Source organism: Listeria cossartiae subsp. cossartiae (assembly GCF_014224155.1).
In the GTDB taxonomy this organism is placed as follows: domain Bacteria; phylum Bacillota; class Bacilli; order Lactobacillales; family Listeriaceae; genus Listeria; species Listeria cossartiae.
Genome location: NZ_JAASUI010000001.1, coordinates 1 through 24,399, shown reverse-complemented (window position 1 = coordinate 24,399; position 24,399 = coordinate 1). Strand labels below are relative to the sequence as shown.

Sequence of the window (24,399 nt, the reverse complement as noted above, 5' to 3'; positions counted from 1 at the left end):
GAAAGCGGATTTCATCATATATTTCTGAAAACCACATCCATGTTTATTTATAGCACCAAAAACCGCGCAAACGCTTCATTTTTTGTCATATTTTGAAATAAAATGCAGCGCAAAAAAACGGTATAGATTCTTTTGGCATTATACTATAATACAACATCTCTATGCCTATGTCAAATATTTTTCTAGAAAAAGAAGAAGCGACATGTTATAATATTTGCCGCTTCTTTTTCCTTATGCTTTGAAATTGTATAAAGGTTTGATTATCTCTTGGATTTCCATCGTATCTCCTACATCAGCAAGCAATTGTTTGGCTGATTTATAGGCTTTTGGCGCTTCATCAATTGTTTTTTTCGAAACCGAGGTTGTCCAGACATCTTTCATCGCCGCCTGATAACTTTCCAAACTGATTTGCGCTTTTGCTTTGGAGCGGCTTAGCATTCTTCCCGCCCCGTGCGGCGCCGAGTAATTCCAATCTGCATTTCCTTTCCCAGTTGCAAGGATGCTACCATCGCGCATATTAAGCGGAACGATGATTTGTTCCCCAAGCTGAGCAGACGTCGCTCCTTTTCGAAGCATGTTGTTTTCGATATCGATGTAATTATGCACACAATCAAACGCAGATACGACTGCTTTATCCCACTTCATCGCTTTTAAAATTATTTGCGCCATGACATAGCGGTTACGCGCTGCAAATTTTTGGGCGATTTCCATATCATTTAAATAATGTTTTAAATCCATGCCAGTCACATAAGATAAATCGTAATCCAATTTTACTTGTTCGCGCTCGCCGTTCAATTGGTCAGCCATTTCTAAGTCGCCATGTTTTTTTGCATCCGTTGCACCCAATTTTAACTCTTTGCGTAACTTATCTAATTTTTTATACGCTACTTCTTGGTGATACTCGGCGATTTCTTTGCCAAGCACCCGGCTCCCACTATGGATTACAAGATAAATCCCATCCGAACCTTGGTTTATCTCAATAAAATGATTTCCGCCACCAAGCGTCCCAACACTTCTCGCTGCCCAGCCATAGTTAATCGGCGCAATCACACCATCTAAGTCAAAATCATCAATCGGCTTATCGTGCGTCTTGCTCCCCGATGGCACTCGTTCGCGAATGACTTTATCCAGCTTATCAAAATCCATTTTTAATTTGCCAGGCTTCAATTTCACTACGTACAAACCGCAGCCAATGTCCACTCCAACCAAATTCGGTACGATTTTATCTTGAATCGTCATTGTCGTCCCAATTACACAGCCTTTGCCGCCGTGCGTATCCGGCATTATCCGAATCTTACTATCTTTCGCAAACGGCTGGTTGCATAATGTAATAATTTGCCCAATCGTATTATCGTCCACATTATCCGTAAAAACTTTTGCTTCGTTATATTGTCCTTTTAATGTTAGCATTTCTATTCCTCATTTTCTGTTTAATAGAGAAACGAAAACCCATTCCTCTTCCTAGCTAGTTAAATTACTCAGTTCTCCCTCTGTCATTCGACTCACTTCTTTCCCGTTTAATTTTTCGTATAAAAAAAAGCCCCTCAATCAAGAAAGATTGAAGGACGTGATTTTTAACGAACGATACCTTGAAAAGACGCGGGGGCGATATGCGCGAGCGTTAAAGAACTACCTATTATCTTTAATCTTGATTGGTTGTTTTTTTCTAGTTTTTTGCTCAGTTTAAGCATATCCCTCAGTCCTTTCTTAGTAAAATGTAGTTCTATATTAACACGTTTCCGTGCTTCGTACAACTTAGTTTTTAACGCTTTTGAAAATGAAATAGCCTTTATCTTTTGCGACTGTTTCAACATTACCGAAAACTTCTTCCATTTTCTTTTCAGCGGACGGACCGCCTTGTTTCTTTTGAATAACGATCCACAGTTCTCCGTTTTCTTGCAAGTGATCGAATGCGCCTTCTAAAATCGCATGAACAACCTTCTTACCTGCACGAATCGGCGGATTACTAATAATCGCTTGGTAGTCCGTAGCAGTTACGTTGTCATAAACCGAACTTTCATATATATGCGTATTCGTAATTTTATTTAACTCGGCATTTTCTTTTGCGAGTTCTAGCGCGCGCAAATTAACATCCACCATTTCAATTTGGCTCTCCGGGAATTCTTTCGCCACGGTTAAGCCCATCGGACCATAACCACAACCAACATCTAAAATTTTCCCCGTCTTCACTTCTAACTCAAACGACTCAATTAGCAATTTCGAACCGAAATCAACCGTATTTTTAGAAAATACGCCATTATCACTTGTAAAATTCATATTAAAACCTTTTAACATCACTTGCCAGGTTTTACGGTTATGTTTAATCGTTTCATCATTTGTGTAGTAATGATTATTCGTCACGAACCGCACCTTCCTTTCATATCTCTAGCTATTTTAGCATAAAACGCCCCTCTAAAGTAGCTCTAATACATATAAAAAAAACAGACTCTTAATAACCAAGAGCCTGTTTCCACCCGAATTATGATTCTTTCTTCTTAAATCCTTGCGCTTCAAATTGTTCTACTGTTTGTTTTAGGCTAACATTTTTAGGATCAGTAGTTCCACCAAGCAAGGAACCAACGGAATCTTTATCCGCTTTGTATAAATCAACTGACATTGTTAATTCAAGCGCTTCATCTGTGAATTTCGTTTCAAGAGAAGCTCCTTTGCTATCTTTGTACGCAGAGTATTGAGACGCAACTTGTTCTTCTAATTGTTTCTTCATAGCATCGTCCAATTTAACGCCAGCTTCTAATCCAAGGGCAGAAAATGGGTAAATCATTTTTTGGTCAACTTTTCTTAAATTATCACCAACATGTGAAAATGTCGCCTCTAACTTAGCACCACTCAAATCCGCCACGTAAGTTACTGTTTCCACTTTTTCTTCTTTTTTCTCGCTTGCCTTTTCGCTTGAACCACTTCCACAAGCAGTTACAAGTAAAGCTAACACTAAAATACTAATAATACTTAAAAACTTTTTCATCTAATTGTTGTTCTCCCTTTTTGTTTAGTTTTTTAGTTGATATTTGTTTAATAAGCTAGATGAATCCATTTTCAAATCCACATATGCCGCAACGCCTTCGCTATACCAGTTTGTTTCTAAACCTTCTTCTCCATTTAAATAACTAACTAAGTACTCATCCCAGTCAGCAAAATGAAGTGCCGCAGCGTCCCATAATTCTCCTAGGAAGCCCCACGCTTGTTCTTCACTGATCAAATCTAAAGAAAAACAAACACGTACAATATAACCTAAACGATCCACATCGAACGCGCCATATGTTTTAACTTTATTAGCAGCCGCTACGAGAGCAGTTGCATCATGCCCCTTTTTGTTAGCAGCCTTAGTGACGATACGAGCAACTTTATTAGTTGTATGCGCCGCAACCATACCGGAATAATTATTTGCTTCAATCCAGTTAGTAATGACTTCAACCGCAGAATAGCTATCATTAATCCCAAACATCGGCAGCCAATATTTCATGACTTTAGCGCCTTGCTTCTTCGGATAATACAGTTTTAGCATTTTATTCGAGCCTGTTAATCTAGTTTCTACATTATGCTTACATTCTGTAGTGAACGCTCCGATACAAAGTAAACGCTCTTTATCTGCTGGAAACATATTGAATTGTTGATATTCTTCTGGTACAACGACTTTTTTTCGACCAAACATTTATTTTTACCACCTTTTCCGTAATCTTTTATGCCATTTAATTCTACACCTTGTAGTTTTAAAAGTCAACTACACAAATAAAAAAAGACCTCCCTCAATAACTGAGAGAAGTCTATTTCTTTTGTTCAAAGGTAATCCCTTTTTCCTTTTCCAACGTAAATATTTCTGCTTGGAACGCACTAAAAAACACCCCAACTGCGCATAACACCATAAGAAACATCAGGAAAATCACCTTGCCACTTTTTGCCTTAGTTCGGTAATTTGCGATAAAACTGAGTCTTTCTTTCAACGCTTTTGTATTTTCATGCAACGAAACAGCCACGTACGACTCTTTGTAGTTCCCGGATTTTGCGAGCGAAGAAAGCAGCGTATCGCCATAACCAATATGTTTACTTTCTGGCAGAGCCGCCAAAACCGCTTCATCACAAGCCAGCTCACGATCCTTTTGAATCCGTTTATTCATCAGATATATCAACGGATTAAACCAGTACACACAAGCGAAGAGTTGCATGCCCCAAACATAATACATATCTTTCCGCTTACAATGAACCAACTCATGCCTAAAAATATAATGCAATTCCTCTTCCGAAAACGATTTATCTGGTATAACTATGACATTTTTCATCAATCCCAAGAAAATCGGCGACGAAATAAGCGGATTTATCATTAATTCAACTGGTCTTTTAACGCCAAGTTCATCAATGATTCCAGCTAATAAATCAAGTTGTACCAAATCATCTACTTTTCGCGCACCCGAAAAAACATATTTTTTAAAATTCCGATATGAGGCTACTCGATAAATAAAAAGAACCAAGAATCCCAAAAGCCAAACCAACCACAAATAATCCAACACTGTTACCCAAAAACTCATTTTAAAATCTCGCTGTAAAACAACCCCATTTTGGTCCATCACAATAGAAGTAACGCCATCAAATCCCGTTTTATTCCTCCACATAAACTCACTATCTTTCGCGGCTAGATAGAAGAAGAACGAAAAAGGGACTGTCAAAAAGAAGAAAACGGTCAGCCATGAATAATAAATTTTAGCCTTACTTAAATACCGATTGAGTATTTTTCCAAATATCCAGACGAGCGGTATTAAAACAACCGATGTTAACGCCATCGATAAGATTATCTTAAGTAGTTCATTCATCTGATGATTTCGCCCTTTTCCAAAATTGTTGTAAGTCTTCTAGTTCGTCCGGAGAAATTAAATCATTTTGCACTAAATTGGTAATTAGACCTTTGACGTCGCCTTCATAAATATCTTCTACAAAAGTTTCCGTCTGTTGTTCTAAATACTCATTTTCACTCAGAAGTGCATAATATTCATTTTTGCGACCAACTTTTGCCACTCGGAGTAGTTTTTTCTCCACTAATCTAGTTAAAAATGTAAGAATCGTGTTTTTCTTCCATAAAAAATCTCTTTCACTTAGTTTCTCGGCAACGTCTGCATACTGAACCGCTCTCCCGTATTCCCAAATGATTTTCATAACTTCTAGTTCAGATTTTGATATAGCTTTAATCGACATATTTAACCCTCCAGGAAACTAATTCACTTACTAATACTAGCATGTAATAGCAATAAAAAAAAGCCTTCTGAAAGACTAATCACACTCTTTTGTATTCGTTTTTACATTTTAATAAAAAAAGACCTTAGATAACTAGTATCTAAGGTCTTCAAGTTAATTACTTAACTTCTACGTTAGCGCCAACTTCTTCAAGTTTAGCTTTGATTTCTTCAGCTTCGTCTTTAGCAACGCCTTCTTTAAGAGCTTTAGGAGCGTTGTCAACTAATTCTTTAGCTTCTTTTAAGCCAAGACCAGTGATTTCACGAACCACTTTGATTACTTTGATTTTAGAATCTCCAGCAGAAGCTAGTTCTACAGTGAATTCAGTTTGCTCAGCAGCACCGCCACCAGCAGCAGCTACAGCTACAGGAGCAGCAGCAGTTACGCCAAATTCTTCTTCGATTGCTTTTACTAAATCGTTAAGTTCTAATACAGATGCTTCTTTTACGGAAGCAATGATTTCTTCAATGTTTAAAGCCATTTTGAAATTCCTCCAATAATATAATTTTTTCGGATTTAACCGAGATTTGTTTGTAGGGTTTCCCCTGGGTAGAACAGATTATGCTTCTTGTCCTTCTTTTTGGTCAGCAACAGCTTTAGTAGCGATAGCAAGACCGCGAACTGGAGCTTGAAGTACGTTGCAAAGCATAGATAGCAATCCTTCGCGTGATGGAAGTGTTGCAAGTGCTTTAATTTCTTCAAGAGAAGCAACTTTCCCTTCAATAACACCGGCTTTGATTTCTAGTGCTTCATGATCTTTAGCGAAATCGTTAAGGATTTTCGCAGGCGCAACTACGTCTTCATTACTGAATGCGATTGCGTTAGGACCAGTTAGAGCTCCTTCTAAACCTTCATAACCGTTAGCTTCAACAGCACGGCGAGTTAGTGAGTTTTTGTAAACTTTAAACTCAATACCAGCATCACGCAATTGTTTACGTAGATCAGTGATTTCGCCAACGTTTAAGCCGCGGTAATCAACAATTACTGTAGACGCACTAGCTGATAATTTTGTTTTAATTTCTTCTACTGCACTTTGTTTAGCTTCAAGAACTTTACTCATTTTTCCACCTCCGTCCAACAATTAAATCTAATTAAACAGACACAAGTTCCGTTTGATCAGCAACAAAAAACCTCTGACACCGTAGACGTCAGAGGTTTTTGTAAAATGCACGCGGACGCACACTTCAAAAGAAATCCCTCGGGTGGCAAAATTTAAGCGATAAACGCACCAACTGTCTACGGTAAGGATATTTGATTGTTTCAACTAGCCTATCTTATCAAAATAGAAGAGACTGGTCAAGTTAAATTTTATAAGCTAGCTGGGTCAACTTGGATTCCAGGTCCGAAAGTAGTAGTTACAGAAAGATTTTTCACGTAAGTACCTTTCGCAGCAGCAGGTTTTGCTTTTTGTAGAACGTCATTCACAGTACGGAAGTTTTCTACTAGTTTAGCAGCATCAAAAGATACTTTACCGATTGCAGCGTGGACATTACCAGCTTTATCAACACGGTATTCTACTTTACCAGCTTTAATTTCGTTAACTGCTTTAGTTACGTCCATAGTTACTGTACCAGTTTTAGGGTTTGGCATTAAACCTTTTGGTCCAAGGACACGGCCTAATTTACCAACTTCACCCATCATGTCAGGTGTAGCAACGATAACGTCAAAGTCAAACCAACCTTGGTTGATTTTTTCAACGAATTCAGATTCACCAACGTAATCAGCTCCAGCAGCCTCAGCTTCTTTAGCTTTTTCACCTTTTGCGAATACTAATACGCGTTGAGTTTTACCAGTACCGTTTGGTAATACAACAGCACCGCGGATTTGTTGGTCCGCTTTTTTAGGGTCAACGCCAAGACGGAATGCTACTTCAACAGTTGCATCGAATTTAGCGAAGTCAATTTTTTTAGCAAGTTCAACTGCTTCTTCTGCAGTGTAAACTTTATTTGCATCAATTTGTTTTAAAGCATCTTGATACTTTTTGCCTTTTTTAGCCATTTCTTTTCCTCCTTAATTGTCAAATTGTGAAACACACGATTAGTCTTGGATAGTGATACCCATAGAACGTGCAGTACCTTCAACCATTAGCATTGCAGATTCAACATTTGCAGCGTTAAGGTCTGGCATTTTTGTTTCAGCAATTTCCTGTACTTGAGCGCGAGTTACAGATGCAACTTTTGTTTTGTTTGGTTCACCGGATCCTTTTTCCACTTTAGCTGCTTTTTTAAGTAATACAGCTGCTGGTGGAGTTTTAGTGATGAACGTAAACGAACGGTCTTCAAATACAGTGATCACAACAGGAATAATAAGACCAGCTTGATCGGCTGTGCGAGCATTAAACTCTTTACAGAATCCCATGATGTTTACGCCAGCTTGACCTAATGCAGGTCCAACTGGAGGTGCAGGATTTGCTTTACCTGCTGGAATTTGAAGTTTAACTTCTTTAATCACTTTTTTTGCCACGAGACATACCTCCTTAAGTCCGTGATGTGGTTGACTGGGGCTGATATTTCCCCTCCCACGTTAAAACATACGTCAAAAACGTACTTATATATGATACCATTTTAAATGTGTAGTTGCAAGATTTTTTATGAATTTACTTTAAATTGCATCGCTTCTTTATCGAAGTAAACATTTTTATTTTCGCGCCATAAGTTCAAATAGGCCGTGTAGCCAATTGCCGCTTTATCAAGCCATGCCGGATTTACCATTTTTAGTAATTGTAAAGTTTTTTCAAAAGCGATTTTCCGGGTGTCTGTTTCTAAAATATTATCGTCGTGCTGCGTATCTTCCTTGCGATGACGCAATTCAAATTCCATTCCCATGTACCAACAAATATGCAAGAAAACCTCGTATTTAAATTCTTCAAAGTTTGTTGTTTTAAATTCACTGTTACGTTTGCCCCGTTCATAACCATAGAGCATATAGCCATCTTGTTCGTTATAATCCATGCAAAGCTCGCCGCAACCTGGACCATCACCTAGAAATAAAGGGAAATCGAGCTCTAAAAAATCGGCTTCTCGTTTAAAATCCAGATAAACCTGTTTCGCTTTGTCCATTTTGTCGCCTCCTAACAAAACAACCTCCACAAATAAATGTAGAGGTTGTAAGTTTTAAAGTTTTTCGATTTGGTTGAAATCCACTTCGACTGGCGTTTCACGTCCGAACATGTTAACCATGACTTTCGCTTTACCTTTGTCGTTGTCCATTTCATCCACTTTACCAGAGAAGTCTGCGAATGGTCCTTCTTTGACCATAACTGTTTCGCCGATTTCGAAGTCAGCTTCTGCACGTTTTTCAACCATGCCCATGCTTTTAAGAATACGGTCTGCTTCTTCTGGAAGTAATGGTGTTGGTTTTGATCCAGAACCTGCTGAACCAACGAACCCTGTAACACCTGGAGTATTACGAACTACGTACCAAGAATCATCTGTCATAACGATTTCTACTAATACATAACCAGGGAAAACTTTACGTTTGATTGTTTTTGTTTTGCCGTTTTTCACTTCTGTTTCTTCTTCTTCCGGTACGATAACGCGGAAGATTTTATCTGACATGCCCATTGATTCTACACGTTTTTCTAAGTTTGCTTTGACTTTATTTTCATAACCGGAGTAAGTATGAACTACATACCAATTTTTTTCCATTGTTTAGTTGGCAGCATCCTATTTTGCCGCCATCCTCCTTTTAGTATAATCCAAAATAAAAAACCCGAAAGTTGTACGGGTTTTGTCTCAAGTAATAGTATATCATTATCTTTGTAAAATTCCTAGCACTACACGATAAGTTTAATAATTTGTTCGATACCGAAATCAATTAACATAAAGAATAGAGCAAATAAAACTACTGTAATAACTACTGTTACTGTGTATGTTAAAAGTTCTTTTCTAGTTGGCCACGTAACTTTGTGCATTTCGGATGAAACATTCCGAAAGAATCTTGCTATTGCAGACATACCAAAACCTCCATATCGTCTATTTTGTTTCTCGATGTAATGTATGTTTATTGCAGTGTCGGCAGAATTTCTTCACTTCTAAGCGAGTTTCTTTCTGCGTCCCGCTAACATTGACCGTATAGTTTCTTGAACCACACTCAGAACAAGCGAGGGATGTTTTCTTCTTCATAAATTATCTCAACTCCGCAATCATTAAATATGCCATGCCAAAAAATAGGCACATTTCATCCATATAAATATAACATTTGGCTCCTAGCTAGTCAATTGTTTTTTCATTCTAGCTGTTTCATCATTTTCTTTTTGACGCGTTGTAGGGCATTATCGATTGCTTTCTCTTTTTTGTTGAAGAAAAGCGCCATTTCTTGATAGCTCTTACCTTCTAAATATTGTTTTAAAACTTCTTTTTCAAATTCGCTTGTGACTTGTTCTAGTTGGCGTGCTACATGCGTTAAATCTTCATTTTTGATTAAAAAGTCTTCTGGCGTTTCAGCTGCTTTTTCGGAAATAACATCTAGCAAAGTCCAGTCCACATCATCCTCAGCCATTGGCGTATCAAGCGAAACCGAATTATTAAGCGGAATATTCTTCTGTCTTGACGCCCGTTTGACCGCTGAAAGAAGCTGCCTGTTAATGCACATTTCTGCAAATGATCGAAAAGAAGCTTCTTTGGCTTTATCATAATCCCGAATTGCTTTGAAAAGACCAATCATCGCTTCTTGGATTAAATCATCTCGCTCCGCACCTTGCAGAAAATATTGAGTTGATTTCCAGTAAATAATCGACTGATACTTACTGAAAAAATATTCTAGCGCTTCTGTATCACCGCTTCTCGCTAGTTCGAGCATCGCAAGTTCTTCTTGATTCACTGAATTATCCACTAGGCTAATCGGCTCCTTTACGACAGGATTTCTTCTATGGTTGCTCCATTATACATAGTCAGAAACATACCGTCAATCCCTTACTCCTCGCCTCTTCTCCACTTTTCGAGCTGTGAAATAACATCCGAATCCAGATTAAGGTTAGATTTTGGCATTTCTTCCTGAATTCGCTTGATTTTCTGACCGATTTGTTTGCTCATTTCTTGAATTTCAAAAAGTAGTTCTCGGGAAGAAATCCGTAACGCGCCTTGGCCAAAAATAGCCCACTGTTCTGTATAATCAGAGGTCGCTACCATAATTTGCGTTCGGACATTTTTCCACTCAATCGCTTTTTGTTCAATGTACTCATCTGCCGTTTCATCCTCATGTGTAAAAACAACTTCGACTTGATATTTCTTGCTTTTCCGCTTCACACCGCGAACAAACTGCGCATCAAAAACGACCACCACTCGATATCCTGTATAACTTTGATATTCCGCCATCCATTCAACCAGCTTATCTCGCGCCGCTTCCAAATCACGATCTTTCAAAAAACTCAATTCCGGCCAAGCCCCAATCACATTATATCCATCAACAAGCAGAATTTGTTCCATCTTTATTTCTCCAGAGGGAAACGTTTCCGATAAACTTCATAAAGTAACAAACTAGCTGCAACAGACGCATTAAGTGATGTAACTTTTCCACGCATTGGTAAATGAACAAGAAAATCGCATTTTTCACGAACTAAACGGCTCATTCCGAAACCTTCACTGCCAATAACAATCGCAAGTGGCATATCCACATCCATCGTCCGGTAATCGCTACTACCTTTCGCATCTGTCCCGAAAATCCATAATCCACGTTTTTGCAATTCTTCCATTGTCCGCACCATATTCGTCACGCGAACTACTGGCACATATTCCATCGCACCTGTACTAGCTTTTGCAACAGTTTGCGTCAACCCTACTGAGCGGCGTTTCGGAATAATAATCCCATGCGCACCAACAGAATCAGCCGTACGCATAATCGAACCTAAGTTATGCGGATCTTCTAGTTCATCTAAAATAATGAAAAATGGCATCTCTTCTTTTGCTTCAGCCGCTGCGAATAAATCGTCGAGTTCCGCATATTGATATGCCGCCACTTGAGCCGCAACCCCTTGATGTGCGCCACTTACCACTTTTTCAATTTTTTGTTTTGGCACAAATTGGACTTGGATTTTACGTTCTTTCGCCAAGGTTAATACTTGTTTTAAAACACCTTTTTGCGAACCTTCTTGTACGTATATTTTATGGATATCTCGATCGGATCTTAACACTTCAAGGACGGGGTTTCTCCCGCCAATCCACTCTTGCTCATTTTCTTGTTCCATTAGTTGTTTTCCACTCCTTTTTCTACTATTTCAAGCGCCTTTTCCATCCATTCTTGCAGTCGGTCCATTTCACCCGCTAAGTAAAGGTAACCAAGCACCGCTTCAAAAGAGGTAGACATGCTATATGTTCCCGGGTCTGTATTTTTAGGAACTGTATACGACTTCGCATTCCGACCACGCTTGGCAATTCGGTCTTCTTCCTCTGTCAAAAAACCTTCTGCGATCATAGCTTTCAGCGCCACAGCTTGCCCTTTTGCAGAAACGAATTTTGTCGCTGTCTTATGCAATTGGTTCGGTTTGGTTTTTCCTGCTGCAAGTAAATGTTCACGGATAAATTTTTCGTACACCGCATCACCCATGTAAGCAAGCGCGAGGCCATTCAGTTGTTTGTATTCTTTCACTTCTGCCATGATTTACCCCCGTCTAAACCGCGTGCCTTGCGCAGTGTCTTCCAAAATAATATTTTTTTCTTTTAAAATGTCTCGAATTTCATCAGCTCGTGCAAAATTGCGTTCATTTCGCGCTTGCAGACGTTCTTCAATTAACGCCTCTACTTCGCTATCATCCAGCGAATCGGTTTGCGTATTTTCTAATTTCAAGCCTAATACTTCCGCGAATAAACGCATCATACTTAAAAATTCGCGCAAAACATTGATAGAAACTGTTTCTTTCGCAAGGTAAATATTGGCACGTTTTGCAAGTTCGTGGAAAGTGGTAATCGCATTCGCTGTATTAAAATCATCATCCATATCATCTTCAAAAGCTTGTTTTAATTCGGTCAGTTGTTCTAACCACTCGTCCTCATGCGCCTCTTCCACATATTCGCCGTCATCCGTTTGAATGCGGTGGTCAATATTTTGATACGCAATCATTAAACGCTCCAAACCATTTTTCGCATCTTCTAAAATGGCATCATTCAGCGTAATTGGCTTCCGGTAATGCACAGATAGCATGAAGAATCGAATCACATTTGGATCGTTATCTTTCAGCACATCATGAAGCGTAATAAAATTCCCAAGCGATTTGGACATTTTTTCCCCATCAATATTTAAAAAGGCATTATGCATCCAGTAGTTCGCGAACGTTTTCCCTGTTGCCGCTTCAGATTGAGCAATCTCATCCTCATGGTGAGGGAATACTAAATCTTGCCCGCCTGCATGAATATCAATCGTCTCACCAAGATATTTTTTCGCCAGCGCCGAGCATTCAATATGCCAACCCGGACGACCATTCCCAAACGGACTTTCCCAGAAAATTTCACCCGGTTTAGCCGCTTTCCAAAGTGTGAAATCAAGTTCATCTTGCTTGCGCTCATTATATTCAACCCGCGCCCCGTGTTGCAATTCCGATAATTCTTGCCCAGACAGTTTGCCGTAATCTTTGAATTTCTTCGTCCGGAAATACACATCGCCAGCCGACTCATACGCATACCCTTTTTCGATTAGCGTACTGATCATTTGAATAATTTCATCCATATTTTCCGTCACGCGTGGATTCACAGTCGCTTTCGCCACATTCAGCTGATCCACATCATCAAAATAAGCGCCAATAAAGCGATCCGCCACTTCCGGAACCGTCAATTTCAGCTCATTCGCCGCACGAATCAATTTATCATCCACATCCGTAAAATTAGACACGAACTTCACATCATAGCCACGGTACGTAAAATAACGACGAACTGTATCAAAGACGATGATCGGTCGCGCATTTCCGATATGAATGTAATTGTAAACAGTTGGCCCACAAACATACATTTTCACTTCGCCATCTTTGAGCGGTTTAAAAGGCTCTTTCTCTCGTTTTAACGTATTAAAAATTTGTATCGACAATCAGATCTACTCCTTTTCCTTTAAAAGTTTTTCTACTATATTTTCTAATTCCGCAATTCGTAACGTTAATTCGTCCATTTTCGGGACCGCATGCCCTACCGTACGACCATTCAACCGAACAACTTTAGCCGGAATTCCGACAACCGTTGCACCAGGTGGCACGTCTTTTAAAACGACAGCTCCCGCACCAATACGCGCATCTGCTCCAATTTCTACAGGCCCAAGCACTTTCGCTCCTGCTGAAACGAGCGCCCCGTCACCAACAGTTGGATGGCGTTTCCCGCAGTCTTTCCCAGTTCCCCCAAGCGTAACCCCGTGGAATATCGTTACATCATCGCCAATTTCTGCCGTTTCTCCAATAACAATTCCTGCACCATGATCAATAAAAAGCCTTCTACCAATAGTTGCGCCTGGATGAATCTCTATATTAGTCAAAAAACGAGCAGTCTGCGATAATACTTTTCCCAACAAAACCATTTTGTGACGATAAAAAAAGTTCGCCACCCGATGCCACCAAAGTGCGTGTAATCCTGGATTTGTTAAAAAAGCATCAAAAAAACTCTTCGTCGCAGGGTCATTCTTTATAATTGTTGTAATATCTTCTTTTAAGCGAGTTGGCATTTTGTTGCCTCCTTATTCAAGTTTGTACATTTTTTATTGGAACCTAAACCAACAAAAAAAGCCCCTCCGATACAGAGACGCTTTGCGCGGTTCCACTCTGACTTGAGCATTGCTAATTGTAGCAGCTACTCCAACTCTAGGGGTGGGGATAACGACCCACATTTCGTCTAGTGATACTAAAATTTCCCACTAGAATTCAGGGAGGCATTTCAGGAGTGTTCAGCTAAGTCGCTTCCAGCCATGGCGACTCTCTCTAAAAGCTTAGAATTCCGTACTTCTTCCCATCAGCACTTTTTCCGTATATTTAGTTCTATTATAACAGCAATAAAATTCCTTGCAACTGAAATATATCAAAATAAAAAAGCACCCCGCAAATAGCCGAGATGCTTTCCCTTTAAATTAATTGTTTTTCAACCATGTATCCAAACGATTAAGCACTTTTTCAAGGCCAAGAACCTCAATTGCAAGTGGTAATTCCGGACCATGCATTTCACCAGTTGTCACAATACGAATTGGCATAAACAAACCTTTTCCTTTTACGCCAGTTTCTTTTTGGACACGCTTGATTGCAGCTTTAACTTCCGCAGCTTCAAGAACTTCTAATGCTTCTAGTTCTTTTTTGAAGGCCGAAATAACAGTTGGTACAGTTTCTTCCGCAAGAACAGCTGTCTCTTCTTCATCAAACGTAATCGACTCAGCATCCGCAAAGAACATTTCTGAAAGTGGCACAATTTCCGCACCGTAGCTCATTTGTTCATGATAAAGTGACACTAATTTGTGCACCCAATCAAGTTCTGCTTGATCTAACTCAGCAGATACAACACCAGCTTTTTGTAAATGAGGTAAAGAAAGCTCTACGACATCATTTAACGGTAATTTTTTCACATATTGGTTATTCACCCAAGTCAATTTAACATTATCGAATAATGCAGGCGATTTAGATAAACGCTTCGGATCAAACATCTTAATGAACTCTTCTTTGGAGAAAATTTCTTCTTCCCCTTCTGGAGACCAACCAAGCATAGCGATAAAGTTAAATAAAGCTTCTGGCAAGTAACCTAAATCACGATATTGTTCGATAAATTGAATAATCGAGCCATCACGTTTACTTAGTTTACGTCTACTTTCATTCACAATCAGCGTCATGTGACCGAAAATTGGTGGTTCCCAACCAAATGCATTATAAATCATTATTTGTTTCGGCGTATTCGAAATATGGTCATCTCCACGAAGAACATGCGAGATTTCCATCAAATGGTCATCCACGGCTACCGCAAAGTTATACGTCGGAATTCCGTCTTTTTTCGCAATAACAAAATCACCAATACCATTTGATTCAAACGAAACATCATCTTTTACCATATCGTTAAAAGTAATTGTTTCATTCGCTGGCACTTTGAAACGAATGCTCGGTTTAAAGCCTTGCGCTTCTTTTTCCGCTTGTTGTTCTTTTGTTAAATGACGACATTTCCCGCTATAACGAGGCATTTCACCATTTGCTTTTTGTTTTTCACGTTCTGCATCTAATTCTTCTTCTGTACAATAACATTTATATGCCAAACCTTTATCCAAAAGTTCTTGAATTAGTGGCTCATAAATAGATTGACGTTCGGATTGACGGTAAGGTCCGTATTTCCCAGGAACATCAACGCCTTCATCCCAGTCCATACCAAGCCATTTCAAGTTGGTCATTTGACTTTCTTCGCCGTCAGCTATGTTACGTTTAGCATCCGTATCTTCAATTCTAATGATAAAATCTCCATCATTATGTCTTGCAAATAAATAGTTAAATAAGGCAGTACGCGCATTCCCAATATGCAAAAATCCAGTTGGACTTGGCGCATAACGCACACGTACTCGTTTTGTTTCACTCACAATTATTCACTCCTTCAATTATTTTTCAAGTAAGACAACCGCTAGACTTGCGATTCCCTCTTCTCTACCAGTAAATCCTAATTTCTCTGTTGTCGTTGCTTTTACATTCACTTGAGTCGGATTCGCATGTAGCAACTCCGCAATTCTCTGCTTCATTAACTCTACATGCGGCGCCATTTTAGGCTTTTCAGCAATGATAGTAGCGTCTAAATTCCCAAGATGAAAACCATCCGCCTCTACCTTCCGCCAAATTTCAGTAAGTAACTCCGCTGAGTCCGCATCTTTAAAAGCCATATCTGTGTCTGGGAAAAAATGGCCAATGTCTCCTGCCCCAATCGCCCCGATAATAGCATCAGTTATAGCATGAAGTAGCACATCTGCATCGCTGTGGCCCAGCAAACCTTTTTCATAAGGAATTTTAATCCCGCCGATAATCAGCTCTCGGTTATAGGCAAGTTTATGTACATCATAACCTTGACCAATTCTAATCATTTGCTTTCCCTCCAAGTTCTCCCAAAATCGCCTTCGCAAGTGGCATATCCTCAGGAGTTGTCAGCTTAATATTATAATAGCTTCCTTGGACAATAGCAACCGGACACGGAATTCGCTCCACCAAACTAGCTTCATCCGTCCCTAGAAATTGTTCTTTTCGTGCAAGCTGATGCGCCTTTTGTAAAATATGCAGTTCAAAGGCTTGCGGTGTTTGAATTTGCCAAAGATTTTCACGATCAACTGTTTCTTGAACAACATCATTCACAACTCGCTTCACCGTATCTTTCACTTTCACCGCACAAATTGCAGCTTTGTTTTGCTTCACACCGACCAGCAATCGATCAATAATATCAACCGTAACAAATGGCCTAGCCCCATCATGCACCAGCACGACACTCTCTGTTCCACAACGTTCAAGACCTGCCGCTACGCTATATTGGCGCTCGCTTCCACCTTTCACGATTACAACTCGCTGTTCAGCAACATTTAGCTGACTCATTAATTTTTTTACATACTTTCTTTCCTCTTCTTGACACACAACAATCACTTTGGAACAACGATTATCCGCTAAAAAAGGACGCAAGGCATGAATAAAAATTGGTTCGCCAACTAGTTCTAGCCACATCTTATTTTTCTCGGCATTCATACGTTTTCCTTGACCTGCCGCTAAAAAAACCAACTCATAATTCATGCTTATTTCTCCCTTCCAATCAGGATGGCTTAGCAAAAATCATTCTTCCTGCTGATGTTTGAAGCACACTTGTTACTTCGACTTGGATTGTTTCATTAATAAATTTACGACCGTCTTCTACAACAATCATCGTTCCATCATCTAAATACGCAACGCCTTGATTATGCTCTTTGCCATCTTTCACCATAAGAACAGTCATTTTTTCACCCGGTAAAACAACAGGTTTCACAGCGTTAGCCAAATCATTAATATTTAAAACTGGTACATTCTGGAATTCACATACTTTATTTAAATTATAATCATTAGTGACAACAATCCCGCCCATTACTTTAGCAAGTTTTACAAGTTTGCTATCAACTTCTGGCGTGTCTTCAAAATCACCTTCATACATTTCCACTTGAATAGCGTCCTCTTTTTGGATTCGATTCAAAATATCTAATCCACGACGACCTCTTGTTCGTTTAAGTGTATCAGACGAATCCGCAATATGCTGCAGTTCAGCTAATACAAATAGCGGAATGACAACCGTTCCATCTAAAAATCCAGTAGTTAAAATATCTGCAATACGACCATCGATAATAACACTCGTATCCAAAATTTTATACGTTTTCTTAGATTTTTCTTCCGTTTGCTCTTCTTCCGGTGTTTTCTTCCTAGCATTTCTGTTATTGACAAAATTCCCAAATTCATTGCGACGACTAATTCCAATTCGGAACCCTAAATAACCCAGCACTAACGTTAAAATAACTGGTACTACAGAATTTAAAAGCGGAATATTCGTTTGACTTAGTGCATTGCTCGCAAAAAATGCAATGACTAAACCTACAAACAAACCAAGTCCCCCATAAACAAGGGTAGCAATAGCAATTTTAGCTAACTTTTCCTCTAACCAATTAAGTGCGGCTTCTACATATTTCACCGCCCAAAAAGTAATAAGATAAAATATAAGTGCACCAATCAGAGCATCAGTATAAGGATTATTAATTAGCAAAATGTGTCCTATTCCAAGTTTCACCCAAAGTGTTGGCAGTGAAAAGACTCCCGTTGTCCCACCAAGAATTAAAAAACACACTCGAATTACCCATGTAAGCATTTAGTTTCCTCCTTTCCCATTTTTCATTTATATATAATCGGGCTATTACCAATATACATATAGCACTATTTTACACTATTAAAAGACTATACCGCAAATAGTACTCACGGAATCCCGCAAGTATTTATTTTCAGTTCGGTAAAGCTTTCTTCAAAGCCTCTCCGATTGTTTCCACCCCAACAACTTGTACATCTTTTGGTATCTTCCAAGTTCCCTCATTATTTTTAGGAATGAAAATTCGTTTAAAGCCAAGTTTTGCAGCTTCTTGCACGCGTTGCTCAATTCTTGCCACACGTCGAATTTCACCAGTAAGTCCGAGTTCTCCAATAAAACAGTCCGTGCTTTTCGTTGGCTTGTCACGATAGCTTGATGCAACACTCACCGCAACTGCCAAGTCCACTGCTGGCTCATCCAATTTCACGCCACCAGCCGCTTTCAAATAAGCATCTTGATTTTGTAACATTAAGCCTACTCGTTTTTCTAAAACAGCCATAATTAGCGACACTTTATTATAGTCGATTCCAGTCGCCATTCGTTTAGCATTCCCAAACATTGTCGGTGAAACTAGCGCCTGAATTTCCACCAGAACCGGACGCGTCCCTTCCATTGAGGCTACAACCGTTGACCCTGATGCACCTTCAAGACGCTCTTCCAAGAAAACTTCGGATGGATTAGCAACTTCGACAAGTCCAACATCCCGCATTTCAAAAATACCCATTTCGTTCGTTGATCCAAAACGGTTTTTCACTGCACGCAAAATCCGGTAAGCATGATGACGCTCCCCTTCAAAATAAAGCACAGTATCTACCATATGTTCGAGCAAACGCGGTCCCGCAATCGCTCCTTCTTTAGTTACATGTCCTACAATAAAGATAGCAATATTTTGCATTTTAGCAATTCGCATCAATGCCGCTGTACATTCTCTAACTTGCGAAACGCTCCCCGCCGCACTCGTAACATCCGGATGATAAACCGTTTGAATAGAGTCGATAACTACAAAATCAGGCTTCACAAAATCAATCGTTTCCTGAACAGCTTCTAAATTAGTTTCGGCATAAACATATAAATTATCCCCGGAAACTTGCAATCGTTCTGCCCGTAATTTTGTTTGCTTAATAGATTCTTCTCCAGAAATATATAATACTTTTTTATTTGTAAGCGTAAGTTGCGCTGACACTTGCAGTAATAAGGTTGACTTCCCGATACCAGGGTCCCCTCCAACGAGTACCATAGATCCCGGAACTACACCGCCACCTAAAACGCGATTCAATTCTGGCATATTTGTTTCAACACGTTTTTCTACTTCACTTGCTATCTGTGTAATCGGAGTCGCTTTCGAAGGCTCTCCTGTATGATTAAAAGCTGAGCGCGATTTCTTCGATGGTTCTAAAGCTTCCACCATCTGATTCCACTCATTACAATTCGGACATTTGCCCATCCATTTTGCCGATTCATACCCACATGCCTGACACACAAATTTGGTCGTCCTTTTTGCTTTAGCCATTTTTCACATCCCTCCATGCATATGCTTCATTTTACCACAGATCATCTGTTCGCGTTAACCCTTTTCGCCAAATTCGTTTTTTCAGCCCTAATCCTCCATTTTGCATAAAAAACCTTCCTTAAAATTAGATTAAGGAAGGCTTTTCACTTATTTTGCTTTTACTTTTTTGGCAGTCGGTTTCTTTTTAGGAGCAGCTTTTTTTCTAACTTCTAATTTTCCATCCTTCACACCAATTTCAACGTAATCGCCTACTTTAATGTTGCCACGAAGCAATTCCTCAGAAAGCATATCTTCCACTTCTTTTTGAATAGCTCGTTTCAAAGGACGCGCTCCGTATTCTGGATCATAGCCGTCTTTGGCAATTTTAGCTTTCGCGCCTTCTGTTAATTTCACATGAATATCGCGCTCAGCCAATCGTTTCGTTAATTGAGAAGTTAATAGCGTAACAATTTGTTTCAATTCTTTTTCTTTTAGTGAGTGGAATACAATTGTTTCGTCAATCCGGTTAATAAATTCTGGACGGAAAGCTTGTTTTAAGTCTTGTAAAACGCGGTGTTCCATTGCTTTATGATCTTTAATCGGATCCACCACGTTAAAGCCCATTGATTTATCTTGTTTCATTTCTTGAGCCCCAATATTGGAAGTCATAATGATAACTGTATTTCTAAAATCAACTACTCGCCCTTTAGAATCAGTTAAACGCCCATCATCTAGCACTTGCAGCAACATATTAAATACATCCGGATGCGCCTTTTCAATTTCATCTAAAAGGACTACTGAATAAGGTTTTTGACGAACTTTTTCAGTCAGTTGCCCACCTTCTTCATATCCAACATAACCAGGAGGAGCCCCTACTAAACGAGCAGTCGAGAATTTCTCCATATACTCGGACATATCAATCCGAATCATCGAATCCTCATCGCCAAACATCGACTCAGCAAGCGCACGTGCAAGTTCTGTTTTCCCAACCCCAGTAGGTCCAAGGAAAATAAAGGAACCAATCGGACGTTTCGGATCTTTAAGCCCTGCACGAGCTCGGCGAACAGCTAGCGACACGGCCTTAACAGCTGCATCTTGTCCAATAACACGCTCATGTAACAGTTTTTCCATATTTAGAAGTTTATTCGTCTCAGTTTCCGCAAGTTTCGCAACTGGAATCCCAGTCCAACTCGCAACCACTTCAGCGACAATATCTTCCGTTACTTCACTATGATCAAGTCCTTGTTTCTCTTGCCAATTCGCTTTTGTTTCTTCTAAAGATTTTTTAAGTTTTTGCTCTTTATCACGTAATGACGCTGCTTTTTCAAACTCTTGTCCTTGAACAGCCGCATCTTTTTCTTTTTTCAAATCAGATAAATTATTTTCCATTTCTTTTACATTTTTTGGTGTTGTAAAAGATTTCAAACGTACTTTAGAACCAGCCTCGTCAATAACATCAATCGCTTTATCTGGCAAGAAACGGTCTGAAATATAACGATCAGATAACCGCACAGCTGCTTCAAGCGCCTCATCTGTAATAGCGACACGATGATGCGCTTCATAACGATCACGCAAACCATGCAAAATTTGAACAGACTCTTCAACAGATGGTTCATCCACTTTAATCGGTTGGAAACGTCTTTCTAGTGCAGCATCTTTTTCAATGTATTTACGGTATTCATCCAGCGTCGTTGCCCCAATACATTGCAACTCACCACGAGCTAGCGGTGGCTTCAAGATATTCGATGCATCAATCGCACCTTCCGCCCCACCAGCGCCAATTAAAGTATGCAACTCATCAATAAATAGAATAACATTCCCAGCTTGGCGAATTTCATCCATTACTTTTTTCAAACGGTCTTCAAATTCACCGCGATATTTTGTTCCTGCTACAACAGTCCCCATATCAAGCGTCATCACACGTTTCCCGCGTAAAGTCTCAGGCACTTCATTACGAACAATTTGTTGCGCTAAGCCCTCCGCAATCGCCGTTTTACCAACACCAGGTTCCCCGATGAGAACTGGGTTATTTTTCGTCCGGCGACTAAGCACCTCAATCACACGTTGGATTTCTTTAGAACGGCCAATAACCGGATCCAAATTATCTTCCCGAGCAATAACGGTTAAATCGCGAGCCAAACTATCTAAAGTAGGCGTTGCTTGCGTATTTGTTTGACGCCCAGCACCAGTAGCCTCTCCGCCACCAAGCAACTGTAAAACTTGCTGACGAGCTTTATTCAAACTAATTCCAAGGTTACTTAAAACGCGCGCCGCAACTCCTTCGCCTTCACGAATAAGCCCAAGTAAAATATGTTCTGTCCCAACGTAAGTATGCCCTAATTTACGAGCCTCATCCATCGAAAGTTCAATCACTTTTTTCGCGCGAGGTGTATATTGAATCGTTGTCACAGCTTTTTCACCATGACCAATTAAACCTTCCACTTCTTGCTGCACTTTTTCCGAACTAATCCCAAGTTCATAAAGAGCTTTCGCCGCAATCCCTTCGCCTTCTCTTACAAGACCTAATAAAATATGTTCTGTTCCTAAATTACTATGATTCAAACGCATCGCCTCTTCTTGTGACAACGCGAGTACTTTCTGAGCTCTTTGCGTAAAACGTCCAAACATCATTGTTGTTTCCTCCTTATCGTAAGCCTCATCATTTATCGCCCAAAATCTCGCGAATCACTTTGGCCCGTATTACTTTCTCTTCTAATTCATCCATATCGCGCCCTGCTTCTCTTCTCAAAAAAGCTGGTTGCGAAAATAGTACCAATTCATTCATTTTTTGGCGAGAAATATGCTCGAAAAACCCTAATTCTACACCAAGTCGTATATCCGATATAGCATCCGCCGCTTCCTTCATAGAAATAATTCGGCAATTCATCAATAACCCATATGACCTAAAAACTCTATCCTCAAGTGCAATATGAAATTTTTGCTTCAAAGTAGTTCTAGCAACACGTTCTTGCATGATAATCTGTTCCATGACTTGCGTTAAATCTTCCACAATTTCCGTTTCGGTTTTACCTAAAGTCACTTGATTCGAAACCTGAAAAATATTACTTGCAGGCATGCTACCTTCCCCGTATATACCTCTTACCACAAAACCTAGACTCCTAATCGCTTCAATCACACTTTTAATCCTTTTCGTTGTCACGAGCCCCGGCAAATGCACCATCACAGAAGCCCTCATCCCAGTCCCAATATTCGTCACACAACTCGTCAAATATCCAAACTGCCTATCAAAAGCATAAGTCAACTTCTCTTCCACATAACCATCAATTTGCAGCGCAGCCTCTAAAGCATCAAACAACCGCAATCCCGGCGTCATACACTGTATCCGCAAATGATCTTCCTCATTCAACATAATACTAACATTCTCTTCCTCATTTAAAAGAACCGCACCATATTCACTCTTGTTCATCATATATGGACTAACCAAATGCTTCTCCACCAAAAGCGCCTTTTCCAATAAAGAAATCTGATTCATTTTAAATAAAGTAAAATTATCATCAAAAACGGCTGCAATAGTATCAACAATTTCTTCCTTCTGCTCATAAATCGGAAAATGTTCATCCTTCAAGTTCCTAGCAAGCCTAATCCGTGAACTCAGAACAACATCATCGTCATCACCAGCATTCTCTAACCAAGAACTAAGACGAGGTTCAAATACATTCATTTATCCTCACCCCCAGCTTTCAAAGCCCGAATTTGATCACGAACAACCGCCGCCTCTTCAAACTCCTCATTTTTAACTAATTGTCCTAACTGCTCTTGCAAGCGACTAATCTCATTTTGAACACCCTCAGCTCGCTCAACCACAGCCGGTACTTTACCAACATGTTTTGTGTAACCATTCTGAACTCGCCCAATAATCGGCACCAACTGCTCCTCAAAAGCCGAATAACATTCCGAACATCCCACTCGATTCGTTTGTAAGAACTCTTCAAAACTAAGCTGACAATTCCCGCAAACAACCTTTTTCTGCGCATTTTCTTCTTTTTGCAATAACGTCAAAAAATCAAGTGCAACCTCACTAAAAGTATCCATCGCTTTAACTAAATCTTTTTCCGAAGAAAGTGCTTCCGTAGCTGCACAATCCTCACATAAATACAATGATTCCACTTTCCCAGACTCATTGAATTGTTGTAAAGCAATAACAGCCTTATTTTCCCCACATCTTTGACAAATCATCGTCATCACACCCTAATCATATTTCAAAGCAACCAACATCGCCTCTAAAATTCTACTCCTCAAAATATCCCTATCTGGTAAAGGTAAAATTAACACTTCACGGTCTAATGCCGCAACCATTAATCTCGCTTCTTTCTTCGTTATAACTTCCTCTTCAAGCAGTCTCAAAATAACATCCTCAGAAAATGATTGAGAGACCTTTTTATCATGAACCATTGATATAATTGCTTCTAACAATTGAAGCTTATCATTCATCTTCACTTTAATAATCCGAATATATCCGCCACCACCACGTTTACTCTCAACGATATAACCTCGTTCCATTGTAAACCTAGTATTTATTACATAGTTAATTTGCGAAGGCACACATTCAAACTTATCCGCAATTTCACTTCTTTTAATTTCCACTGCTTCACTAGACTCCAAGACTTGCTTCAAATAAGCTTCTATAATATCAGAAATATTTTTCATTATAAGGAATCTCCTTTCTATTTTTTACAAATCACTGACTTTGACTATTTTTGACTTTAATTATACTAGATATCCCTACCTATTAGCAATTTATTTATCTTTTTATAAACAAAAAAAGCCCTAAATAATTAGGACTTTTTCGAATTGCCCGGCAGCGACCTACTCTCGCAGGGGGAAGCCCCCAACTACCATTGGCGCGGAGAAGCTTAACTACCGTGTTCG

At 39.5% G+C, this 24,399-nt stretch carries 29 protein-coding genes, 1 rRNA gene and 2 other annotated features; all 30 genes read right to left on the bottom strand.

Annotated features, from left to right (window positions below; all coding sequences use genetic code 11):
• Window positions 1–231 precede the first annotated feature (231 nt).
• On the bottom strand, window positions 232–1,410 hold the full coding sequence (locus HCJ30_RS00145; RefSeq protein WP_185390486.1) for an RtcB family protein: 1,179 nt from the start codon (window positions 1,408–1,410) through the stop codon (window positions 232–234).
• 345 nt (window positions 1,411–1,755) lie between these two features.
• The gene (locus HCJ30_RS00140; protein WP_185390485.1) at window positions 1,756–2,361 is read right to left on the bottom strand and encodes a class I SAM-dependent methyltransferase; all 606 of its coding nucleotides are present in this window, start codon (window positions 2,359–2,361) and stop codon (window positions 1,756–1,758) included.
• 118 nt (window positions 2,362–2,479) lie between these two features.
• The gene (locus tag HCJ30_RS00135) at window positions 2,480–2,983 is read right to left on the bottom strand and encodes a YehR family lipoprotein (RefSeq protein WP_185390484.1); all 504 of its coding nucleotides are present in this window, start codon (window positions 2,981–2,983) and stop codon (window positions 2,480–2,482) included.
• A 24-nt stretch (window positions 2,984–3,007) separates the two neighbouring features.
• Complete coding sequence (locus tag HCJ30_RS00130) at window positions 3,008–3,670, bottom strand: DUF1266 domain-containing protein (RefSeq protein ID WP_185390483.1); 663 nt, start codon at window positions 3,668–3,670, stop codon at window positions 3,008–3,010.
• Window positions 3,671–3,782: 112 nt separating this feature from the next.
• Window positions 3,783–4,823 carry a M56 family metallopeptidase gene (locus tag HCJ30_RS00125; protein ID WP_185390482.1) on the bottom strand — a complete coding sequence of 347 codons (1,041 nt, stop codon included), beginning with the start codon at window positions 4,821–4,823 and terminating at the stop codon, window positions 3,783–3,785.
• Window positions 4,816–5,202 carry a BlaI/MecI/CopY family transcriptional regulator gene (locus HCJ30_RS00120; RefSeq protein ID WP_185390481.1) on the bottom strand — a complete coding sequence of 129 codons (387 nt, stop codon included), beginning with the start codon at window positions 5,200–5,202 and terminating at the stop codon, window positions 4,816–4,818. The genes HCJ30_RS00125 and HCJ30_RS00120 overlap by 8 nt, the downstream gene beginning before the upstream one ends.
• Window positions 5,203–5,359: 157 nt before the next feature.
• On the bottom strand, window positions 5,360–5,722 hold the full coding sequence (gene rplL / locus HCJ30_RS00115) for a 50S ribosomal protein L7/L12 (RefSeq protein WP_003729189.1): 363 nt from the start codon (window positions 5,720–5,722) through the stop codon (window positions 5,360–5,362).
• A gap of 78 nt (window positions 5,723–5,800) precedes the next feature.
• Window positions 5,801–6,301, bottom strand: coding sequence for a 50S ribosomal protein L10 (gene rplJ, locus HCJ30_RS00110; RefSeq protein ID WP_003732833.1), 501 nt, complete (start codon window positions 6,299–6,301; stop codon window positions 5,801–5,803).
• Window positions 6,302–6,356: 55 nt separating this feature from the next.
• Window positions 6,357–6,501: a sequence feature (ribosomal protein L10 leader region), on the bottom strand.
• 48 nt (window positions 6,502–6,549) lie between these two features.
• Window positions 6,550–7,239: a 50S ribosomal protein L1 gene (rplA, locus tag HCJ30_RS00105; RefSeq protein ID WP_003718337.1), complete on the bottom strand. Its 690-nt coding sequence runs from the start codon at window positions 7,237–7,239 to the stop codon at window positions 6,550–6,552.
• 39 nt (window positions 7,240–7,278) lie between these two features.
• Window positions 7,279–7,704 (bottom strand): 50S ribosomal protein L11, encoded by a 426-nt coding sequence (gene rplK / locus HCJ30_RS00100; protein WP_003718336.1) that lies wholly within the window; start codon window positions 7,702–7,704, stop codon window positions 7,279–7,281.
• Between the two features lie 125 nt (window positions 7,705–7,829).
• Complete coding sequence (locus HCJ30_RS00095) at window positions 7,830–8,300, bottom strand: immunity 63 family protein (RefSeq protein WP_185390480.1); 471 nt, start codon at window positions 8,298–8,300, stop codon at window positions 7,830–7,832.
• A 54-nt stretch (window positions 8,301–8,354) separates the two neighbouring features.
• Complete coding sequence (gene nusG, locus HCJ30_RS00090; RefSeq protein ID WP_003726896.1) at window positions 8,355–8,888, bottom strand: transcription termination/antitermination protein NusG; 534 nt, start codon at window positions 8,886–8,888, stop codon at window positions 8,355–8,357.
• A gap of 128 nt (window positions 8,889–9,016) precedes the next feature.
• On the bottom strand, window positions 9,017–9,196 hold the full coding sequence (gene secE, locus HCJ30_RS00085; protein ID WP_003726895.1) for a preprotein translocase subunit SecE: 180 nt from the start codon (window positions 9,194–9,196) through the stop codon (window positions 9,017–9,019).
• Window positions 9,197–9,215: 19 nt separating this feature from the next.
• The gene (gene rpmG, locus HCJ30_RS00080; protein ID WP_003728079.1) at window positions 9,216–9,365 is read right to left on the bottom strand and encodes a 50S ribosomal protein L33; all 150 of its coding nucleotides are present in this window, start codon (window positions 9,363–9,365) and stop codon (window positions 9,216–9,218) included.
• A 103-nt stretch (window positions 9,366–9,468) separates the two neighbouring features.
• On the bottom strand, window positions 9,469–10,074 hold the full coding sequence (locus HCJ30_RS00075; protein ID WP_185390479.1) for an RNA polymerase factor sigma-70: 606 nt from the start codon (window positions 10,072–10,074) through the stop codon (window positions 9,469–9,471).
• An 80-nt stretch (window positions 10,075–10,154) separates the two neighbouring features.
• Window positions 10,155–10,667 carry an NYN domain-containing protein gene (locus tag HCJ30_RS00070; RefSeq protein WP_003726877.1) on the bottom strand — a complete coding sequence of 171 codons (513 nt, stop codon included), beginning with the start codon at window positions 10,665–10,667 and terminating at the stop codon, window positions 10,155–10,157.
• A 2-nt stretch (window positions 10,668–10,669) separates the two neighbouring features.
• Window positions 10,670–11,425 (bottom strand): 23S rRNA (guanosine(2251)-2'-O)-methyltransferase RlmB, encoded by a 756-nt coding sequence (gene rlmB / locus HCJ30_RS00065; protein ID WP_061668661.1) that lies wholly within the window; start codon window positions 11,423–11,425, stop codon window positions 10,670–10,672.
• The gene (locus HCJ30_RS00060) at window positions 11,425–11,835 is read right to left on the bottom strand and encodes a Mini-ribonuclease 3 (protein ID WP_185390478.1); all 411 of its coding nucleotides are present in this window, start codon (window positions 11,833–11,835) and stop codon (window positions 11,425–11,427) included. Before HCJ30_RS00060 ends, rlmB begins: the two co-directional genes overlap by 1 nt.
• A gap of 3 nt (window positions 11,836–11,838) precedes the next feature.
• Complete coding sequence (gene cysS / locus HCJ30_RS00055; protein ID WP_185390477.1) at window positions 11,839–13,254, bottom strand: cysteine--tRNA ligase; 1,416 nt, start codon at window positions 13,252–13,254, stop codon at window positions 11,839–11,841.
• Window positions 13,255–13,260: 6 nt separating this feature from the next.
• Window positions 13,261–13,875 (bottom strand): serine O-acetyltransferase EpsC, encoded by a 615-nt coding sequence (gene epsC / locus HCJ30_RS00050; RefSeq protein WP_008946649.1) that lies wholly within the window; start codon window positions 13,873–13,875, stop codon window positions 13,261–13,263.
• A gap of 70 nt (window positions 13,876–13,945) precedes the next feature.
• Window positions 13,946–14,172, bottom strand: a binding site (T-box leader).
• A gap of 102 nt (window positions 14,173–14,274) precedes the next feature.
• Window positions 14,275–15,750: a glutamate--tRNA ligase gene (gene gltX, locus HCJ30_RS00045; protein WP_185390476.1), complete on the bottom strand. Its 1,476-nt coding sequence runs from the start codon at window positions 15,748–15,750 to the stop codon at window positions 14,275–14,277.
• Between the two features lie 18 nt (window positions 15,751–15,768).
• Window positions 15,769–16,242 carry a 2-C-methyl-D-erythritol 2,4-cyclodiphosphate synthase gene (ispF, locus tag HCJ30_RS00040; protein ID WP_185390475.1) on the bottom strand — a complete coding sequence of 158 codons (474 nt, stop codon included), beginning with the start codon at window positions 16,240–16,242 and terminating at the stop codon, window positions 15,769–15,771.
• Window positions 16,235–16,933, bottom strand: coding sequence for a 2-C-methyl-D-erythritol 4-phosphate cytidylyltransferase (gene ispD / locus HCJ30_RS00035; protein ID WP_185390474.1), 699 nt, complete (start codon window positions 16,931–16,933; stop codon window positions 16,235–16,237). Before ispD ends, ispF begins: the two co-directional genes overlap by 8 nt.
• Before the next feature lie 19 nt (window positions 16,934–16,952).
• Window positions 16,953–18,026, bottom strand: a complete 1,074-nt coding sequence (locus HCJ30_RS00030; RefSeq protein WP_185390473.1) for a PIN/TRAM domain-containing protein — start codon at window positions 18,024–18,026, stop codon at window positions 16,953–16,955.
• A 130-nt stretch (window positions 18,027–18,156) separates the two neighbouring features.
• Window positions 18,157–19,530 (bottom strand): DNA repair protein RadA, encoded by a 1,374-nt coding sequence (radA, locus tag HCJ30_RS00025; RefSeq protein WP_008946642.1) that lies wholly within the window; start codon window positions 19,528–19,530, stop codon window positions 18,157–18,159.
• A gap of 147 nt (window positions 19,531–19,677) precedes the next feature.
• Entirely contained in the window at window positions 19,678–22,140 is a 2,463-nt protein-coding gene (locus tag HCJ30_RS00020; protein ID WP_185390472.1) for an ATP-dependent Clp protease ATP-binding subunit, read from the bottom strand.
• A 28-nt stretch (window positions 22,141–22,168) separates the two neighbouring features.
• Window positions 22,169–23,191 (bottom strand): protein arginine kinase, encoded by a 1,023-nt coding sequence (locus HCJ30_RS00015; RefSeq protein ID WP_185390471.1) that lies wholly within the window; start codon window positions 23,189–23,191, stop codon window positions 22,169–22,171.
• Window positions 23,188–23,706: a UvrB/UvrC motif-containing protein gene (locus HCJ30_RS00010; protein WP_185391549.1), complete on the bottom strand. Its 519-nt coding sequence runs from the start codon at window positions 23,704–23,706 to the stop codon at window positions 23,188–23,190. Before HCJ30_RS00010 ends, HCJ30_RS00015 begins: the two co-directional genes overlap by 4 nt.
• A gap of 12 nt (window positions 23,707–23,718) precedes the next feature.
• Window positions 23,719–24,177 carry a CtsR family transcriptional regulator gene (locus HCJ30_RS00005; RefSeq protein WP_003723894.1) on the bottom strand — a complete coding sequence of 153 codons (459 nt, stop codon included), beginning with the start codon at window positions 24,175–24,177 and terminating at the stop codon, window positions 23,719–23,721.
• A gap of 146 nt (window positions 24,178–24,323) precedes the next feature.
• Window positions 24,324–24,399: ribosomal RNA gene (gene rrf, locus HCJ30_RS14475) — 5S ribosomal RNA — on the bottom strand; the annotation flags it as partial.

Excerpts from the sequence above, each read along its gene's own strand:
- HCJ30_RS00145 (WP_185390486.1), bottom strand. The coding sequence starts at position 1,410 with ATGCTAACATTAAAAGGACAATATAACGAAGCAAAAGTTTTTACGGAT.
- HCJ30_RS00135 (WP_185390484.1), bottom strand. The coding sequence starts at position 2,983 with ATGAAAAAGTTTTTAAGTATTATTAGTATTTTAGTGTTAGCTTTACTT.
- HCJ30_RS00130 (WP_185390483.1), bottom strand. The coding sequence starts at position 3,670 with ATGTTTGGTCGAAAAAAAGTCGTTGTACCAGAAGAATATCAACAATTC.
- HCJ30_RS00125 (WP_185390482.1), bottom strand. The coding sequence starts at position 4,823 with ATGAATGAACTACTTAAGATAATCTTATCGATGGCGTTAACATCGGTT.
- HCJ30_RS00120 (WP_185390481.1), bottom strand. The coding sequence starts at position 5,202 with ATGTCGATTAAAGCTATATCAAAATCTGAACTAGAAGTTATGAAAATC.
- rplL (WP_003729189.1), bottom strand. The coding sequence starts at position 5,722 with ATGGCTTTAAACATTGAAGAAATCATTGCTTCCGTAAAAGAAGCATCT.
- rplJ (WP_003732833.1), bottom strand. The coding sequence starts at position 6,301 with ATGAGTAAAGTTCTTGAAGCTAAACAAAGTGCAGTAGAAGAAATTAAA.
- rplA (WP_003718337.1), bottom strand. The coding sequence starts at position 7,239 with ATGGCTAAAAAAGGCAAAAAGTATCAAGATGCTTTAAAACAAATTGAT.
- HCJ30_RS00095 (WP_185390480.1), bottom strand. The coding sequence starts at position 8,300 with ATGGACAAAGCGAAACAGGTTTATCTGGATTTTAAACGAGAAGCCGAT.
- nusG (WP_003726896.1), bottom strand. The coding sequence starts at position 8,888 with ATGGAAAAAAATTGGTATGTAGTTCATACTTACTCCGGTTATGAAAAT.
- secE (WP_003726895.1), bottom strand. The coding sequence starts at position 9,196 with ATGTCTGCAATAGCAAGATTCTTTCGGAATGTTTCATCCGAAATGCAC.
- rpmG (WP_003728079.1), bottom strand. The coding sequence starts at position 9,365 with ATGAAGAAGAAAACATCCCTCGCTTGTTCTGAGTGTGGTTCAAGAAAC.
- HCJ30_RS00070 (WP_003726877.1), bottom strand. The coding sequence starts at position 10,667 with ATGGAACAAATTCTGCTTGTTGATGGATATAATGTGATTGGGGCTTGG.
- rlmB (WP_061668661.1), bottom strand. The coding sequence starts at position 11,425 with ATGGAACAAGAAAATGAGCAAGAGTGGATTGGCGGGAGAAACCCCGTC.
- HCJ30_RS00060 (WP_185390478.1), bottom strand. The coding sequence starts at position 11,835 with ATGGCAGAAGTGAAAGAATACAAACAACTGAATGGCCTCGCGCTTGCT.
- epsC (WP_008946649.1), bottom strand. The coding sequence starts at position 13,875 with ATGCCAACTCGCTTAAAAGAAGATATTACAACAATTATAAAGAATGAC.
- ispF (WP_185390475.1), bottom strand. The coding sequence starts at position 16,242 with ATGATTAGAATTGGTCAAGGTTATGATGTACATAAACTTGCCTATAAC.
- ispD (WP_185390474.1), bottom strand. The coding sequence starts at position 16,933 with ATGAATTATGAGTTGGTTTTTTTAGCGGCAGGTCAAGGAAAACGTATG.
- HCJ30_RS00030 (WP_185390473.1), bottom strand. The coding sequence starts at position 18,026 with ATGCTTACATGGGTAATTCGAGTGTGTTTTTTAATTCTTGGTGGGACA.
- radA (WP_008946642.1), bottom strand. The coding sequence starts at position 19,530 with ATGGCTAAAGCAAAAAGGACGACCAAATTTGTGTGTCAGGCATGTGGG.
- HCJ30_RS00020 (WP_185390472.1), bottom strand. The coding sequence starts at position 22,140 with ATGATGTTTGGACGTTTTACGCAAAGAGCTCAGAAAGTACTCGCGTTG.
- HCJ30_RS00015 (WP_185390471.1), bottom strand. The coding sequence starts at position 23,191 with ATGAATGTATTTGAACCTCGTCTTAGTTCTTGGTTAGAGAATGCTGGT.
- HCJ30_RS00010 (WP_185391549.1), bottom strand. The coding sequence starts at position 23,706 with ATGATTTGTCAAAGATGTGGGGAAAATAAGGCTGTTATTGCTTTACAA.
- HCJ30_RS00005 (WP_003723894.1), bottom strand. The coding sequence starts at position 24,177 with ATGAAAAATATTTCTGATATTATAGAAGCTTATTTGAAGCAAGTCTTG.